The organism is Marinobacter sp. DSM 26671 (assembly GCF_900112835.1).
Classification (GTDB): Bacteria; Pseudomonadota; Gammaproteobacteria; order Pseudomonadales; family Oleiphilaceae; genus Marinobacter; species Marinobacter flavimaris.
Genome location: NZ_FONF01000006.1, coordinates 126,046 through 141,449, shown reverse-complemented (window position 1 = coordinate 141,449; position 15,404 = coordinate 126,046). Strand labels below are relative to the sequence as shown.

16 protein-coding genes are annotated in these 15,404 nt (G+C 56.2%); 10 read left to right on the top strand and 6 right to left on the bottom strand.

Annotated features, from left to right (window positions below):
* Positions 1-19 precede the first annotated feature (19 nt).
* Together BM035_RS08850 and BM035_RS08845 are read left to right on the top strand one after the other, a co-directional pair.
* A complete protein-coding gene (locus BM035_RS08850) occupies positions 20-1,393 on the top strand; it encodes an amidase (RefSeq protein ID WP_217646336.1) in 1,374 nt (457 codons plus the stop codon).
* A gap of 62 nt (positions 1,394-1,455) precedes the next feature.
* The gene (locus BM035_RS08845; RefSeq protein WP_254775444.1) at positions 1,456-2,403 is read left to right on the top strand and encodes a ketopantoate reductase family protein; all 948 of its coding nucleotides are present in this window, start codon (positions 1,456-1,458) and stop codon (positions 2,401-2,403) included.
* Here BM035_RS08845 and BM035_RS08840 read toward each other — a convergent pair.
* Together BM035_RS08840 and BM035_RS08835 are read right to left on the bottom strand one after the other, a co-directional pair.
* Complete coding sequence (locus BM035_RS08840) at positions 2,400-3,425, bottom strand: peptidoglycan -binding protein (protein ID WP_008177163.1); 1,026 nt, start codon at positions 3,423-3,425, stop codon at positions 2,400-2,402. The two genes, BM035_RS08845 and BM035_RS08840, sit on opposite strands and share 4 nt — an antisense overlap.
* Positions 3,422-4,150 (bottom strand): MotA/TolQ/ExbB proton channel family protein, encoded by a 729-nt coding sequence (locus tag BM035_RS08835; protein WP_014579156.1) that lies wholly within the window; start codon positions 4,148-4,150, stop codon positions 3,422-3,424. Before BM035_RS08835 ends, BM035_RS08840 begins: the two co-directional genes overlap by 4 nt.
* 95 nt (positions 4,151-4,245) lie before the next feature.
* On the opposite strand from BM035_RS08835, the gene BM035_RS08830 reads away from it, so the two are divergent.
* Positions 4,246-4,692 carry an acyl-CoA thioesterase gene (locus BM035_RS08830; protein ID WP_008177165.1) on the top strand — a complete coding sequence of 149 codons (447 nt, stop codon included), beginning with the start codon at positions 4,246-4,248 and terminating at the stop codon, positions 4,690-4,692.
* A 69-nt stretch (positions 4,693-4,761) separates the two neighbouring features.
* Here BM035_RS08830 and BM035_RS08825 read toward each other — a convergent pair whose 3' ends face one another.
* Positions 4,762-5,445: a type 1 glutamine amidotransferase domain-containing protein gene (locus tag BM035_RS08825; protein ID WP_008177166.1), complete on the bottom strand. Its 684-nt coding sequence runs from the start codon at positions 5,443-5,445 to the stop codon at positions 4,762-4,764.
* Between the two features lie 191 nt (positions 5,446-5,636).
* Here BM035_RS08825 and BM035_RS08820 point away from each other — a divergent pair, with 191 nt between their 5' ends.
* The 5 genes from BM035_RS08820 (at position 5,637) to BM035_RS08800 (ending at position 11,459) form a co-directional block, all read left to right on the top strand.
* Positions 5,637-6,389, top strand: coding sequence for a substrate-binding periplasmic protein (locus BM035_RS08820; RefSeq protein WP_053113761.1), 753 nt, complete (start codon positions 5,637-5,639; stop codon positions 6,387-6,389).
* Complete coding sequence (locus tag BM035_RS08815; protein ID WP_092031194.1) at positions 6,386-7,768, top strand: ribonuclease J; 1,383 nt, start codon at positions 6,386-6,388, stop codon at positions 7,766-7,768. Before BM035_RS08820 ends, BM035_RS08815 begins: the two co-directional genes overlap by 4 nt.
* Before the next feature lie 49 nt (positions 7,769-7,817).
* Positions 7,818-8,573 carry a substrate-binding periplasmic protein gene (locus BM035_RS08810; RefSeq protein WP_092031192.1) on the top strand — a complete coding sequence of 252 codons (756 nt, stop codon included), beginning with the start codon at positions 7,818-7,820 and terminating at the stop codon, positions 8,571-8,573.
* A 112-nt stretch (positions 8,574-8,685) separates the two neighbouring features.
* Entirely contained in the window at positions 8,686-10,959 is a 2,274-nt protein-coding gene (locus tag BM035_RS08805) for a putative bifunctional diguanylate cyclase/phosphodiesterase (protein ID WP_227497893.1), read from the top strand.
* A 71-nt stretch (positions 10,960-11,030) separates the two neighbouring features.
* Positions 11,031-11,459, top strand: a complete 429-nt coding sequence (locus BM035_RS08800; RefSeq protein ID WP_008177177.1) for a hotdog fold thioesterase — start codon at positions 11,031-11,033, stop codon at positions 11,457-11,459.
* 17 nt (positions 11,460-11,476) lie between these two features.
* Here the strand turns inward: BM035_RS08800 and BM035_RS08795 are convergent, their stop codons facing one another.
* A complete protein-coding gene (locus tag BM035_RS08795; protein WP_092031190.1) occupies positions 11,477-12,808 on the bottom strand; it encodes an HD-GYP domain-containing protein in 1,332 nt (443 codons plus the stop codon).
* A gap of 166 nt (positions 12,809-12,974) precedes the next feature.
* Here BM035_RS08795 and BM035_RS08790 point away from each other — a divergent pair, with 166 nt between their 5' ends.
* A complete protein-coding gene (locus BM035_RS08790; RefSeq protein WP_008177181.1) occupies positions 12,975-13,655 on the top strand; it encodes a hypothetical protein in 681 nt (226 codons plus the stop codon).
* On the opposite strand, the gene BM035_RS08785 is transcribed toward BM035_RS08790, so the two are convergent.
* The gene (locus BM035_RS08785; protein ID WP_227497899.1) at positions 13,652-14,374 is read right to left on the bottom strand and encodes a sulfite exporter TauE/SafE family protein; all 723 of its coding nucleotides are present in this window, start codon (positions 14,372-14,374) and stop codon (positions 13,652-13,654) included. The genes BM035_RS08790 and BM035_RS08785 overlap by 4 nt on opposite strands.
* Between BM035_RS08785 and BM035_RS08780 the strand changes: the two genes are divergently transcribed.
* Entirely contained in the window at positions 14,337-14,942 is a 606-nt protein-coding gene (locus BM035_RS08780) for a YchJ family protein (protein ID WP_339621409.1), read from the top strand. The genes BM035_RS08785 and BM035_RS08780 overlap by 38 nt on opposite strands.
* Before the next feature lie 7 nt (positions 14,943-14,949).
* Here the strand turns inward: BM035_RS08780 and BM035_RS08775 are convergent, their stop codons facing one another.
* Complete coding sequence (locus tag BM035_RS08775) at positions 14,950-15,330, bottom strand: rhodanese-like domain-containing protein (protein WP_008177185.1); 381 nt, start codon at positions 15,328-15,330, stop codon at positions 14,950-14,952.
* Positions 15,331-15,404: the final 74 nt, after the last annotated feature.

The window sequence follows — 15,404 nt, the reverse complement described above, 5'->3', positions numbered from 1 at the left end:
CGGGAGGATGTTGCTATCGATGCCAATGAGAGCCCTTGCAGAAGGGTTCCGTTCCGGCAATGTGAAAGCGGAGTCTCTGGTTGAAGCCTCGATCGAGGCCAGCAAAGAATGTGATAACCGAGCCTACATCAGCTGGCGCCCGGAGCCGGCATTGGAGCTTGCCCGCGCCGCTGACCAAGTCAGGGCTGCCGGCGGCGTCACTGGGCCGTTGATGGGTATCCCCGTATCGGTAAAGGACATGTTCGGGGTGTCGGGCTTTCCCACTTACGCCGGTTGTGCGAGAGCCTTGCCGAAAAGCTGGGAGGCTGAAGGGCCCCTGGTTCGCGCCTTGCAATCTCAGCTGGCTCCAGTGGTGGGTAAAACCCATTGCGTGGAGTTCGCCTTCGGGGGGCTGGGAACAAACGCCCATTGGCCAACCCCCAAAAACCCCTGGTGCAAAAATGAACATCGGGTGCCTGGCGGGTCGAGTTCAGGTGCGGGTGTATCTTTGATCAAGGGAACCGCGGCGCTCGCTATAGGCACTGATACCGCAGGCTCTGTGCGCGTTCCTGCAGCGATGACTGGTGTGGCCGGCCTCAAGACCACAGGCGGGCGCTGGCCTACCTCAGGAATTGTCCCACTTTCGAAAACGCTGGATACACCCGGTTTGCTGGCCCGTCGTGCTGGGGATCTGGCCTTCGCATTCGCGGCGCTTGACCCGATGATATGCCGGAGGGGAGTCCGGATGCCTGATATCCCGAACCTGTCAGATTTGACCCTGGGTGTTCCCGATAGCTTTTTTTGGGAAGATTGCAGTCCCGGAATTGCGGAAACCGTAGAAGCATCCCTTAAACAGCTTGAATCCGCCGGCGCCCGGCTGGTGAAGTTTGAGTTGTCCGGTCTGGCAACGGTTCATTCAATGTTCCTCAAGGGTGGCGTGGCTGCACCGGAACTGGCTGCTTTTATCAGGGAAGAGTTACCGGATTACAGATCGTCTCTTGATCCCGTTGTGGCGGCGCGGCTTCGCAAAGCCGAGGGATTACCCGCTTGGGAGTACATTCAACGCCGTGCCCTGATTGATCGTTTGTCTGCTCAGGCGGCCGAAGAACTATCAACGGTGGATGCTCTGCTGACACCGACGGTTACGCTCACTCCGCCAACCGTGAGCAGTCTCGCCGACCCTGATGCCTATGTAGCGGCCAATATGCAGGTTCTGCGCAACACAGCCGTGGCGAATTATCTGGGCCTTTGTGGGCTGAGTTTGCCGGTCGGTTTCGATTCGATGGGTTTGCCGGTAGGGCTTCAGTTGTTGTTGGGGCCCTGGCAGGAAGAGCGACTTCTGGCAATCGGTCAGGCCGTTGAGCGCTGCCTCGGCACAGGTCCTGATATAATGGGCCTGGCACCTGCAGACTAACGGCATGCCTGCTTCCTCTGGGTGTCAAATTCGGCGGGCATTTTCTGAGCGGTGAGGTTCCCTTGGCAGGTCTGAAGATTTTAATGATTGGTGCCGGTGGCATCGGTGGGTATTACGCGGCAAGACTTGCCCAGGCGAGGCATGAGCTGGTCCTGACCGCGCGTGGTGATCATCTCAAGGCTCTAAAAACCGATGGCCTGACTGTGGATTATGAGGGCGAGATTCTCCATCAGACACTGCCGGCCTTTTCCCACACAGAGCTGATTCAGAAGCATGAACCCGATAACTTTGATCTGATCGTCATCGCCCTGAAGTCCACGGCGACAGCGCCGGTGATGGATGAGCTTTCCGATTGGCTGGAGAATGCGTTTGTGCCGATACTGTCGCTCCAGAACGGGGTCGACAACGAGCCGGTGATTGCCCGAGTGGTTGGTGAGGACCGGGTTTTGGGTGGTCTCGCTGTACGTATTGGTGGCCATATTACGGAACCCGGTCACGTGTTCGCTGAGGGCGTTGCCCAGGTTGTCATGGGCGCATGGCCACGGCAGCGCTCCGATGATCCCCGAGCTCCCTTGCTTGGCAGGCTGGAAAAGGACTTTTCCGCGGCCGCCATTCCAACAACCGTCTCTGACAACATCCGTTACGAGCTCTGGCGCAAGCTGGTGATCAACAACGGTGTGAATCCGCTCTCGGCCCTGACCGGCCTTGATACCCGGAGCCTTACTCACCACCCCGAGTTCCGGAAGATTGTCCATGGAATGATGGCGGAAACCGTAGCAGCGTCTAAGGCCGATGACGTGAACCTCGGGCCTGAGGATCTGGCCGAGATGTTCGACCTGATCAGCAACTTCAACGCCATCAAGACGTCCATGCTGGTCGACAAGGAAAAGGGACGGCCCCTCGAACTCGACAGTATCGCCGGTGCGGTCCTGAGACGCTGCGAGTGCCTGGGCATTGAGGCGCCATACACCAGGACAGTGAGCGCCCTGTTAACCCACTCGCAGAGTTAGCGATCTGTAAGCTTCAGCTCAATCCTCCGGTTTCTCTGGAGGGCTTCCGGCGAGGTGCCTTCCGCCACCGGGAAGAACTCGCCAAATCCGGCCGCCGCCATGCGCCGTTCCGGTACCCCCTGCGCTGCAAGGTAGCGCACGACTGCCACGGCACGGGCGGTGGACAGCTCCCAGTTCGAGGGGAATCTCGGGGTATTGATAGGTATGACATCGGTATGACCATCAATCCTCAGGATCCAGTCAACGTCCTCTGGAATCTTGGCGGATACATCTAGCAGTAGTTTGGCTAGCTTGTCGAGCTCCTGCCGGCCTTCCTCACCCAGTTCCGCCGAGGCGGAAGCAAACAGCAGCTCGGAGGGCAGCAGGAACCGGTCGCCGACGATCCGGACATTCTCGTTGCCTGCCAGAATATCCCGCAACCGGGCAAAGAACTCGGACTGATACTGTTCGAGTTGGTTGACGCGCTCGGCCAGTAGGGTGTTCAGCCGTCTGCTGACCTGTTCCAGTTCCTGCTCCTTGTCGGCGGTCATCTGTTCCTGGAGCTCCAGCGCCGAGGCAATCTGCCTGAGTTGCTCTCGCAAGGAGGCTATCTGATTCGACAGCCTCAGGATCATCGCCTGCTGGCTGGCCGATATATCGTCTTTCTCGTCAATCGACTCTTCCATGCTGGCCAGTCGCTCCGATTGCGCATCGGCCATGGCGGTTTGCCGCATCAGTTGTTCACGGGTGGATTCCAGCTGACCGACCAGACTGTTGTTCCGCTCCTGAAGGCTGGTCAACTGATTTTCCAGTGCCTCGCTTCTGTTTTCTTCCAGGCCGAGCAATTCCGAGAGCTCGTTCAACTGGGCATTGAGTCGGGCGAGCTGGGTATCCCGGTCAGAGAGTGTCTGGGACAGGTAGAGCTGGCTGACCACGTAGACCAGCAGCATGAATATGACCAGCATCAACAAGGCCGAAAGGGCATCCACATATCCCGGCCAGACGTTGGTGGTGCTTCGGCTTCGGCGCCTGGAACCGATCATGACAGGTCTTTCTCGTCGTCTATCCGGTCCACGAGGTTGGTCACACCTGTCAGCCACTCCTCCAGGCCGTCATAAAAGCGGTTCTGGGCATGGCCAGCCTGGATATCCAGGAAGCCCAGTATCAGTGAGCCGCCCAATCCCAGCAGAGAGGAGCTGAACGCGGTGCCCATACCCTCAAGCGGCGTAAGCAGGCCTTCCTGAAGCTCCGCAAACACCTTGCCGAAGTCTTCCTGGCTCATATCCAGTCCGGTGATGACCTGGCCGACCGAGTTGATGGTGCCCAGCAGGCCCCAGAAAGTACCCAGCAGGCCGAGGAAGACCAGCAGGCTGATGAAATAGCGCGTGATTTCCCGCTGTTCGTCCATGCGGGAGTGGATACCATCGAGCACGGTTCGAAGGGAAAGGGTAGACAGTGTGAACCGGTCCTTGGTTGCGTCCTCGCCGAGCTGTCTTGCCAGCGGCTTCAGCAACTTGGGCTCCTGAACCACCGAAAGGCCGGCGTGTCCGGTTCTGAACTGGGCGATCCACTTCAGTTCCGGAAACAGCACGAACACCTGCCTGTAGGTGAGGGCGATGCCGATGATCAGAACCCCGAGAATCAGCAGATTGAAAACCCAGTTGGCCATAAAGGCCGAAATCAGGGGCTTGTGGATCAGGGCGCCGACGATGACGACCACGCCGAGGAACAGCGTCATCCAGAAAAGGGTGTGCTTGGGGTTGCTCATAGCGATGGCCAGCTTTTTTGAGATATTCCTCAAAACGTTAGCACAGATATGAGAAGCTGTTGGCGACAGTAACTGAACTTTAATCGGAGCGCGTCATGGCTGGTGAGTTGCCTTTCCGTTTTCGCTTCCGGGTTCGCTATGGTGAATGCGATGCCCAGGGCGTGGTGTTCAACGCACGTTATGCGGATTTCGTTGATATTGCTGTCAACGAATACATTCGCACCCTGTTTGGCGATTATCAGCACCTGCTGGATCAGGACCTGGATATCCAGGTTGTGAGCCTGACGGTGAACTGGAAGGCCCCGGCGAAGTTTGACGATGTTCTGGAAGCCCGCATTCGCGCCGGGCGAATCGGAAACACCTCATTTACCCTGCATCTGGAGTTTTTCCGGTATGGGGATGACGGATATATCGCCGATGCGGACGTCACCTATGTGCTGATTCAGCCTTCGGTGATGGGCAAGGTGGCGATACCGGATCACATTCGTCAATTGCTGGAGCGGGGCGCTCCGTGCGAGTTGATCAGTCACGCAGGGGAGTAGGCTGGAAGCAAAAAAGAAGGCCAGATGAAATTCATCTGGCCCTGGATTCATCCTGCAGTTACTGCCGGATCAGGCCTCTTGGAGAGCCTGCACAACGGCCTTCGCTGCCCCCTCGGAAGAGGCCGGGTTTTGCCCGGTAATCAGCTTGCCGTCCACCACGATGTGCGGTGCCCAGTCGTCACCGCGGGTGTAGGTGGCGGTGTTTTCCTTCAGCATGTCTTCCAGCAGGAAAGGCACCACGCCGCTAAGGCCAACCGCTTCTTCCTCGCTGTTGGTGAAGCCTGTTACTTCCCGGCCGCCAACGATGTTCTGGCCCGGTTTCACTTCCACGTTTTTGAACACGGCTGGTGCGTGGCAAACTGCACCAATCACCTTGTCCTGCTCGTAGGCTGTCTTGATCAGGGCAATGGACTTGTCGTCGTTAACCAGGTCCCAGAGCGGGCCGTGACCACCTGGATAGAAAATCGCGTCGTATTCGTTCATGTCCACGTCGCTCAGCTTTTTAGTGCTGGCGAGGGATTCCTTGGCATGGGCATCCTGCTGGAACCGACGCGTGGTCTCGGTCAGCGCTTCGTCGGCCTCGCTGTTGGGGTCGACTGGCGGCTGGCCACCCTTCGGTGAGGCAATGGTGATGTCTGTGCCGGCATCCCGGAAAACGTAGTAAGGCGCGGTGAACTCTTCGAGCCAGAAGCCGGTCTTATGGCCGGTGTCGCCCATCTGGTCATGGGATGTAAGAACCATCAGAATCTTCATGGTGTCCGTCCTTTTCATTGACGAATGAATGGCGCTTCTTGATTGCTGTGATAATGAAGTTGTGCCATCAGTGACTGAATTCAACCGTCAGTACGTAAATCCGACGATCCCGGATCTTGAACCGTCTATACTGGAGACAGATGGCCAGACCTCATAAGAATCTGAAAACCTCACAAGCAAGGACGACTGGAATGCGAGTGCTCTTCACCGCCGTGCTGATGGCGTTAGTGTTTCCTGTTTCGGCCCAGCAGGGCACAGAAACCGTCGAAGCGCTGACCGTAACCGTGGGGGCCAATCATGCGCCCCCCTATCGGATTATCCAGGGTGGGAGGCCAACGGGCCTCTATGTAGATATCTTCCAGGAAATTTCTGATCGACTGGGCTGGAAAGTGCATTATCGTGAGGCGCCTTTCCGGCGGGTCTTGAGAATGGTGCAGCAGGGTGAGGTAGATGTCATGCTCGGGCCCCTGGAGACCGCCGGACGGACCGAACTCATGGAGTTCGTGGCGCCGGCATTTCCTCCGGAGCGGCGATTGTTTTTTTACCTTAACGCAGAAAATCGCATTGAGCGCTACGCTGATCTGTATGGACGAGCCATTGGCACTTTGGAAGGGGCGTCGTATTTCTCCCGTTTTGATAGTGATGACAGACTTCTCAAGGAGCCTGCGCCCCGTTACGAAAACCTGATGCTGATGATGCAGAAAGGTCGGGTAGATGTCGTGATCGCCCCAGAGCTCGTGGGTTTATACACGGTCGAAGAGTTGGGGCTGGATGTTAAGGTTTCACCGTTCTTTGTGCCGGGAGAGCGCTCTTACATTGCTGTTGCGAAGAACTCTCCCGTGCTGAAGTATGCCGATGACATTCGGGCGGCGCTGAAACTGATTGAACTGGAAGGCATACACGAGGACCTGGTGTTGAAGTACATGGACCGAGTTGCTGAATGATTCCCGAACAGTCTGATCTCTGGTTTCTGCCTTTGGGTGGAACCGGTGAAATTGGTATGAACCTCAACCTCTATGGCCACGATGGTGCCTGGTTGATGGTGGATTGTGGTGTTACCTTTCCGAAGCCTGGTCGCATTGCTGCTGATGGCACGGTGCATCATCGTGGAGAGCCGCCAGTTCAAATGGCGGATCCTGCGTTCATCGCTGACCGCCGTGACCGGTTGGCGGGCCTGGTAATTACCCACGCCCACGAAGATCATGTCGGAGCTGTACCCTACCTTTGGCCGCTGCTGCAGTGTCCGATATACACCAGTCGGTTCACGGCCGAAATTCTGCGTCGCAAGCTGTCGGAGTTTGACCTGCTGCACCGTGTGCCGATCATCGAAGTGGAGACCGGCCAGAGCAAACAGATCGGGCCATTCACCGTGCAGTGGCTGGCGCTGACTCACTCCATCCCGGACCCTAACGCCCTGATGATTCGCACCGCCGCAGGTAACATCTTCCACAGCGGTGACTGGAAGCTGGATGAGCAGCCGCTGGTAGGCCATGGCTATTCGCCAAAAACCTTCACCGATCTGGCAAACGAGGGCGTGAATGCCATGGTATGTGACTCCACCAACGCCACAGTCTCGGGTCACTCGGTGTCCGAGGCGGCCTTGCATGAAGGATTGCTCAGGGCGATCCGCTCTGCCGAGGGCCGCGTTGTAGTGACCTGTTTTGGCAGTAATATCGCCCGATTACATACTCTGGCCTCAATCGCCAGGGAAACCGGCCGTTATATGGGTTTATTGGGACGCTCTTTGATCAACATGAGTGGCGCCGCCAGGGCTGCAGGGCTGTGGGATTCGGCTGACCACTTGATCAATCCGGCACATCTGGGGTACCTCCCGCGCGACGAAGTACTGGCTGTGGCCACGGGCAGTCAGGGCGAGCCGCGAACGGCTCTGCGCAGACTGGCCTCTGGTACCCATCCGGATTTTGAGCTGGAGGCGGGCGACACGGTAATCTTCAGCGCTCGCGCCATCCCCGGCAACGAGGAATCCATCGAGGCGCTGGTGGCCAGATTGAAAGAGTTGGGGGTCAGGGTAATCACCGCCGAGGATGCTGATTTGCCAATTCATGCTTCAGGTCATCCCGCGCAGGAAGAACTGGAGTTAATGTATAAGTGGGTAAAGCCTGCCATTGCCATTCCGGTCCATGGTGAGGCTGAACACATGGAAGCGCACGCTGACATTGCCAAAGCAACTGGTGTACCCCGTGCCATGGTGGGCCGAAACGGCGATCTTTTCATGATCCGGCCGGTGCCGGGAATTCGTCGCCAGGTTGTTGAAACTGGCCGTCTGGGCTGGCACAAAGAGGGTCTTGTCAGAGTTGAATAAGTCATTTACTTCTGTTGTCGGTAGGTCGCTTGTATTCGCAGTGGCTTCCGTGTTTCTGGCCCCGGTTCACGCATTGCCAGACCCTTCCTGCAATACGCTCATCGTGAGCGGGAATCCGGAGTATCCGCCCCTGCTCTGGCGCGACCAGCAGCGCCCGGGCTATCTGATTGGCGCGGTGCCTGCTTTGCTCAAGGAAATCACGGAGCCATTGGGCGTCAATGTTGAAGTGAAAGACATAGGCTCTTGGGCCCGGGTCCAGCGCATGGCACGCCAGGGCGATATCGACATGGTGGCGGGCGCGTTCATTACCTCGGAACGCATTGGCTATATGGACTATTTGCTGCCGCCAATAACGCACCTGCCGACCGCTGTCTGGGTCCCCAAAGGCCGGGAGTTTGTCTATCGCCACTGGCCAGACCTGATGGGTAAGCGGGGCAGCACACTGATCAACAACAGTTTTGGCCAGAATTTCGACCGGTATGCAGAAGAAAATCTCCTCATTGAGGGAGTCAGGTCGATTGAGCAATCCTTCCAGATGGCGCTGGTTGACCGGGTGGATTATGTCCTCTATGAAGTGTTGCAGGACGGGGTAAAACTCGAATATCTGGGCATTGCTGATCAATTCGTTTCCCTGTCGCCCCCGGTGAGTCGTGAGGGCCTGTTCTTTACTTTTTCCAAAGCCTCTCCTTGTAACTCCTTTGAGCTAAGGGAGCGTATTGCGGAGAGCCTATACGAGCTTGTGAATACTGGCCGGGTCGATGAGTTAATCCGGCGGTATAAAGACCTTTACACAGGAGCAGGTTAAGTGGAGGTCTCTTTCAGATGGGCGTGAACTTTAATGTGGCGCCTGTCGTAACTTGAGAGAGACACTCCGAGCAGGTAGAAAACAAACAGGAAGAATTGCTGGGAAGGAGTCCATGGCGATGGTGAAGGCAGTGACCCAAGATCAACGTGAGTTCGTTTACAGGCTATCTCTTGGCCTGTCGAGATCCACTGTCGACGAGCTTGATGGCAGCATCCATAGCTTCATCGCTGAGCTTGGAGATCGGCTTGATGCTGATCGCTCCTATTTGATCATGTTCGACGAAGCTACCCAGACCATTTCCATCACGCATGAAGCCTGCAGAAGTGGCGTTATACCCCAGAGAGATGCAGTTCAGAACGTACCGATGGCCCGTTTTCCCTGGCTAATGGATCAGTTGCAAACCCTATCGATGCTTGTCATCCCCGAAGTCCAAGAACTGCCCCCTGATGCGGAAGAGGAGAAATTGGAGTTCCAGCGGGAGAGTATCCGCAGTCTCGTGCTGGTTGGTTTGAGGCTGGAAGGTCAGGTCCGGGGCATCCTGGGTTTCGATTATCTTGACCAGTCTCGAGTGTTGGATTCAGAAACAGAAGAGTTCGTGCTTCAGGTTGGTGAGGTTTTGGGGGCATCTGTTCACAGACAGATACTGGCAGGCCGGAACGTCAGGTTCGAGAATAGCCTTTATCGTTATTCCGACCAGTTCCCGGGCGTTATCTTCCAGTTCAGGATGTATCCCGACGGACATGTAACTTTTCCTTTCATCAGCGAGAAAGTTGAAAATCTTTTCGGGTTTGCGGCTGATCTGCTTGGTGTCGATGCCCAGCCTCTGCTCGACCTGATCGAGGATGAAGACAAGCCATCCTTTTTTGAAAAGGTTAATGAGTCTCGCCAGCGCATGACCCCCTTTGAAACCGACTTTCGAGCCTACAAATGCGATGGCACGATGGCCTGGGTGGAAGCCAGGTCGGTGCCAGCCCGATTAGCGGACGACAGCATGACCTGGCACGGCTATTTTTTCGATGTTACGGACCGTAAGCAATCGGAATCCGAAATCGAGAAGCTCGCCTTTTACGACCCACTGACCGGCCTGCCAAACCGGCGCCTGCTCAGGGATCGCCTGGCGCAGGCGTTAACCGGGAGCAATCGGGATCATAATCATGGTGCTCTGGTATTTATTGATCTTGACAACTTCAAGAATATCAATGATTCCGCGGGTCATCTGACCGGCGATGAGCTTCTGGTCCAGGTGGGGGAGAGGTTGAAAAACACGGTCCGGGACTGGGATACCGTTGCCCGGCTCGGTGGGGACGAGTTTGTTCTCATTCTGAAGGGATTTCCCGCCGAGCCGGCCGATGCTGCTGCCAAGGTTGAGAAAGTCTGCGAGAAAATCCGCGATGCCCTCAACGAGCCCTATAATCTCAACGGCATAGAATATACGGGCACTCCAAGCATCGGCATCACACTGTTTTACGATCACGAAACGTCCCTTGAAGAGCTTCTGAGCCAGGCCGATATGGCCATGTTTCGGGCCAAGGAGGACGGCCGCAATTGCATCCGCTTCTACGACTCCATGATGCAGAAGAAAGTATCTGAGCGGCTGGCTCTTGAGTCGGACCTCAGGATGGCGATACGGAGGAAGCAGCTGGCAGTCCACTATCAGGTCATGGTTAACGAAAAAGGTGATCCTGTTGGTGCTGAGGCATTGCTTCGCTGGCACTGTCCGGGGCGCGGTATGGTTTCTCCCGCCGAGTTCATTCCTCTGGCCGAGGAAACCGGCCTCATTGAATCGGTCGGCTACTGGGTGCTGGAGGATGTTTTCTCCCGGGTGGCCAGCTGGAAGAAGCGAGGCGGTGCGTTGTCGCAGCTCCAGGTCTCGATCAACGTGAGTGCAAGGCAGTTTCACCTGCCTTCGTTCTGCTCGACGGTGATGGCACTGCTGAGAAAAACCGGTGCCTCCCCAAGAAACCTGAAAGTAGAAATCACCGAAAGCGCTCTTGCCTACGATCTCGAGTTGGTGGAGGAAACACTTCGAACCCTGAGAAGCATGGGAATACGGATCTCCCTCGATGATTTCGGCACGGGTTACTCGTCCCTCGGCTACTTGAAGCGCCTATCTCTGGATGAGTTGAAAATTGATCAGGGGTTTGTGCGAGACATCCTGGATGATCCTAATGATGCGGCTATCGCAGAGACCATCCTGGCCTTGGCCTCTGCGCTCAAACTGTCAGCAGTGGCCGAAGGTGTGGAAACCAAAGGGCAACTGGAACGCCTTGTTGGCATGGGGTGCAACCGTTTCCAGGGCTACCATTTCAGCCGCCCGCTCCCAGCGCTGGAGTTCGAGAAGTTGATTGAGCAAGCAATCGGTGATCGAAAGCGGAGGGCTTGGTAGTTCGCATCCTATCTGTATAAACTGGTACCTTGCTTCTAATCCGTTTCAAACAACATCGAGACCAGTCCCCTATGGCAATCTGGACCAGAACCCCGAACCTTGAACACCTGGCAAAATCCAGCGAAAACACCGCGGTCAGCTACATGGGTATCGAGTACCTTGAAATTGGCGACGACTATGTCAAAGGCCGTATGCCTGTTGATGAACGCACCGTACAGCCTTTTGGCATTCTGCATGGCGGCGCATCGGTGCTGCTGGCGGAAACCCTTGGCAGTATGGCGGCCAATTGCTGCCTGAAAAACCCGAAAACTGTCGCTGTTGGACTGGATATCAACGCCAATCACATCCGCCCGGTTACCAAGGGCTGGGTGTATGGCACAGCCAGGCCTATTCACATTGGTAGTGCGACTCAGGTCTGGGAAATCCTTCTGGAGAACGAAGAGGGGAAAACTACCTGTGTTTCGCGGCTGACCATGGCGGTAACAAAACGGCCAGGCTGAGAGAGGTTGGTTGGGTTTCAGGGCTGCTCGGCGGGCGCTCTTGGTCTGGTTACGATCAGCCCCTGATCTACAAACTCCTGAAGTACGATGTTGTGGGTACCGTCCGGAACCTCGCGGGCGATTCGATAGATTTCGCCTGCGGCATCCTCCGAGCTGACCTTCAGATCGACCGTTCGGTAAGGTGTCATCACGCTTTTGTCAGATTCCCTGACCAGCAAAACGCAAGGCTTTAGTTTGTGCTCCGGCCTGCTCTCTACAACGATGCCAACTTCTCCGTTGATCATTTCCACGATGGAGCCCGGCGGGTAGATGCCGATGAGCTGGATAAACTCATCCGCAAGTTCAGCGTCAAACTGGGTACCCCGGTGTTTGTGGATGATATCCAGCGCCTGCATGGACGCCCTGCCTTTATCATAGACACGGTCGCTGGTAATGGCGTCGTAAGTGTCGACAAGGCCCACGATCTTGGCGAAGTAGGGAATTTGATGTGCTTCGAGGCCTCTGGGGTAACCTGAGCCATCCATTCTTTCATGATGACTGAACGCAACATCGACCGCGGTGTTGAGCGAATGGCTGGTGCCCATGAGAATCGTTCTGCCGTGAGTCGTGTGGTGCCTCATCAACTCAAACTCTTTCGGAGTCAGAGCGCCCGGTTTGTTCAGGATTTCGTCCGGGATTTTTGTTTTGCCAACATCGTGCAACAGACCGCGGAGCGCAAGGGTCTCGATTTCGCCCTGTAACAAACCGAGATGTTTTCCAAACGCTGCGCAAAGAATCGAGACGTTGATGCAGTGCTCGGCCGTATACGCGTCCTGATGCTTGATCTTGGTAAGTAGCATCAGTGCGTTCTCGTTTCTAAGCACGCTTTCAACGCATCCTTTGACGACTTTGCGCGCATTGTTGATGTCCAGGGTGCGACCGACCCGCAATCCTGACATGATCGCTTTGGCGGTCTCTTGCGCGTCCTCGAATCGGATCCTGGCCGTAGCCATCTCAGTGCCAGCGTCGACCTTATTGATGTAGGTGACTCGCTTACGAGGTACGGAAGGTTTTTGGGGTGCCGGTTCTGATGCTGATTTGCGCTTGAAAAGCCGGCGCAATCCTGATGGTTTCTGATTGCGGTTGGTTCCCTCATGAACGGTATTCGTTTTCTGAACCCGTCCCTCAATGAAAACAAACCCGCATTGAGCGCGTAGCGCCTCAATGTCTGACTGGTCTTTGATCACAAAGCCCTGAATCAGAAAATCGGTCTCCTCCCAAGGGCGGTCCAGCCGAACCACATGCATGCCGATCGCAAGTTCGGCGACGTCTAATTGGGTTTCGACAATTTCCTGATGGCTTTTATTCATGACTAGATCCTATCACCCGCTGCTGCCATTTTGACGGAAGAAGAACATAAAAGCGGAGGCTGAATTGCAAAATCTGGTCAAATAGTGTTCGCTTATCATGCGCGGGTCAAGCGCCTGAAGCACAGTCGACATTCGCTTTTCGATACTTGAACGGGAATCGTCCGTCATGTCGGATCACCGCTTTTTCCATCTCTGGTGGCTTGCACTGGCTGCGGCTCTTATCCCGCTGTTAACCATCCATATCACGTTTACAGTTTCAGTGCTGGAAGGGCATGTGGAGCTATGCAATCCCTACTGGGACAGCTGCACCAGCATCAGCCGGACTGGTCGTCACGGCACCTCTTACTTCATTTTCAAAGGTACCATGCTGCCGGCGGCTCTGTTGGGCATTCTGTTCTGGTGGCTTAACGGTCGGTGGCTGCGCCAGCTCGGCGTTCATTCCAGCGGTGTGGCCTGGGTCCCCTGGCTGGGCCTGGTGGCCAGCGTTTCGCTCGGCGCCTATACCCTGGCTCTGGGACACGCCGGGGACGGCTTCAACCTGATCCGCCGTATTGGCGTGGTTCTGTATTTCTCGCTCACGTTCATCTGTGAGCTGATGGTCAGTTCCGGATTGCGCAGCCATCCGTTGTGGAAGAACACGGGCATGAGGCTGCTGAATCTTTGCCAGCTTATTCTGGCGGTAGGCATTCTCTCAGTCATCCTGAATGGCGTGGCGCCCGAGTTCTACAGCCGCAAGGACGATGCATTCGAGTGGATTCTGGCGTTCCTGATCAATGCTCACGCGCTCTGGCTGGCTTTATTGTGGAAGAAAAACCGATTCCGCGTGCGCCTCTGGTCCGATTCCTAGAGTGAGATCAGCCCGCGAATCAGCGCCGCCATTCCGGCGATGGCAGCGATACCTAGAATTACCGGGCGAAGCCCCTCAAAGGGCATACGGTGAACCAGTTTGCCTGACAGCCAGAAGCCCAGGAATACTCCCGGGAAAGTAACTGCGAACAGGAAAAGCTCTCGGGTTCCCAGGTAGCCGGAGGCGAGCAGGCCTGACAGGCTCAGCACGCTGGCAGCCAGGAAGAAGGCCGACATGTTGGCCCTGACCAGCGGACCCTTTTCATTCTGGTAAATCAGCGCAATTGGCGGTCCACCCACGGCGGTAATCGTGCCCATGTAGGTGGAAGCGGCTCCGGCCAGCACGCTGTTCCGTGCGTTGAGCGCCGGCTTGAGACCGCCAACACTGAGCGCTACGCCGGCAAGGATAAGAATGCCGAAGGTCAGTTCGAAGCCTTTGGTCGAAATTACCAGCAACGTCAGTGCTGCCAGGACTGCCCCGGCAACGCCGCCACCGATGGCAAAACGCACTTCCCTGACCTGCAATGCGCCGCGATTGCGGATCAGCATGAATACAGTGAGCAGAGTGGCATTCAGGATCAGGGGACCGGGCACTAACACAGGGCTTATCAGGAATAGCAATGGCGCGGCCAGTGTGCCAATGCCATAGCCGGCCACGCCTTGCAGGCAAGCTCCGGCAAGAATGGCAAGGTTGGCCAGAAGAATCTGTAACAGCGACACATCTGTCAAAGGAAATCACCAAAAAGGTCAGGGGAGTAGGCCGGAGCAACGCCGGTTTGATATTGATACACTGCCGGATTACGAGCATAGCCGAAACGATCGAAGCCCGATGATTCTACAGACTGAAAATCGAAACTGCCCCTGCGGCAGCGGTAAATCCTACAGCGAATGCTGCCAGCCTCTCCATCAGGGCGAAGTAGCGTCTACTCCGGAAGCGCTGATGCGATCCCGGTACGCGGCCTTCGTTCTCAAGCTGCCGGATTATCTGCGGGCCACCTGGCACGAGAGTTCACGGCCAGAGACGCTTAGCCTGGAAGACTCACCAGACTGGACCTCCTTGCAAATCCTGGACACCAACCAGTCCGGCGATCGTGGCTCGGTGCTTTTTCGTGCGGTCTACCGTCTGGGCAAGGGCTGGGGGTTTCTCGAAGAAAACTCCGATTTTGTCCGGGAGCAGGGCCGTTGGTATTACCTTCGAGGTGATACCAGCGAGGGCCAGTTGAAGCCCGGTCGCAACGAACCCTGCCCCTGCGGGAGTGGCCGAAAGCACAAGGCCTGCTGCCTGTAAGCGCCCGTTACTCGAAGGACGGCAGTTCGGGTTTGGCAACCGGTTTGTTGGCTTCCTGCCAGGCATCAAATCCTCCGGCGATGGACTGCACGTGCATGTAGCCCATTTCTTTCAGGGCTTTTGCACTGAGAGCCGCTCGCCCGGACGTTTTGCAGTAACACACAATGTTCATGTCGCGGCTCTCGAACGCCGGATCATTGGTGAACTTGAACTCCAGCAAACCACGGGAAATATTGACCGCGCCGGGTATGTGGCCGGCCCGGTACTCATCCGCATCACGCACATCGAGGAGTAAGTCAGCGTTCTTGATGGCGTCTTCCGCCTGATCAAGAGGTACTTCCTGAATCTCTTTCCTGGCGGCTTCAACCAGATCGTGGGCAGTTTTCATGGGTAAGCTCCTCATACTGATGGAATAAGGTTATACCTCAGGATAAGGGTTTGGGGCGCCAGGCGACACCCCGT

Excerpts from the sequence above, each read along its gene's own strand:
- BM035_RS08850 (WP_217646336.1), top strand. The coding sequence starts at position 20 with ATGCCAATGAGAGCCCTTGCAGAAGGGTTCCGTTCCGGCAATGTGAAA.
- BM035_RS08840 (WP_008177163.1), bottom strand. The coding sequence starts at position 3,425 with ATGATCGGTTCCAGGCGCCGAAGCCGAAGCACCACCAACGTCTGGCCG.
- BM035_RS08835 (WP_014579156.1), bottom strand. The coding sequence starts at position 4,150 with ATGAGCAACCCCAAGCACACCCTTTTCTGGATGACGCTGTTCCTCGGC.
- BM035_RS08830 (WP_008177165.1), top strand. The coding sequence starts at position 4,246 with ATGGCTGGTGAGTTGCCTTTCCGTTTTCGCTTCCGGGTTCGCTATGGT.
- BM035_RS08825 (WP_008177166.1), bottom strand. The coding sequence starts at position 5,445 with ATGAAGATTCTGATGGTTCTTACATCCCATGACCAGATGGGCGACACC.
- BM035_RS08820 (WP_053113761.1), top strand. The coding sequence starts at position 5,637 with ATGCGAGTGCTCTTCACCGCCGTGCTGATGGCGTTAGTGTTTCCTGTT.
- BM035_RS08815 (WP_092031194.1), top strand. The coding sequence starts at position 6,386 with ATGATTCCCGAACAGTCTGATCTCTGGTTTCTGCCTTTGGGTGGAACC.
- BM035_RS08805 (WP_227497893.1), top strand. The coding sequence starts at position 8,686 with ATGGCGATGGTGAAGGCAGTGACCCAAGATCAACGTGAGTTCGTTTAC.
- BM035_RS08800 (WP_008177177.1), top strand. The coding sequence starts at position 11,031 with ATGGCAATCTGGACCAGAACCCCGAACCTTGAACACCTGGCAAAATCC.
- BM035_RS08795 (WP_092031190.1), bottom strand. The coding sequence starts at position 12,808 with ATGAATAAAAGCCATCAGGAAATTGTCGAAACCCAATTAGACGTCGCC.
- BM035_RS08790 (WP_008177181.1), top strand. The coding sequence starts at position 12,975 with ATGTCGGATCACCGCTTTTTCCATCTCTGGTGGCTTGCACTGGCTGCG.
- BM035_RS08780 (WP_339621409.1), top strand. The coding sequence starts at position 14,337 with ATGGCAAGGTTGGCCAGAAGAATCTGTAACAGCGACACATCTGTCAAA.
- BM035_RS08775 (WP_008177185.1), bottom strand. The coding sequence starts at position 15,330 with ATGAAAACTGCCCACGATCTGGTTGAAGCCGCCAGGAAAGAGATTCAG.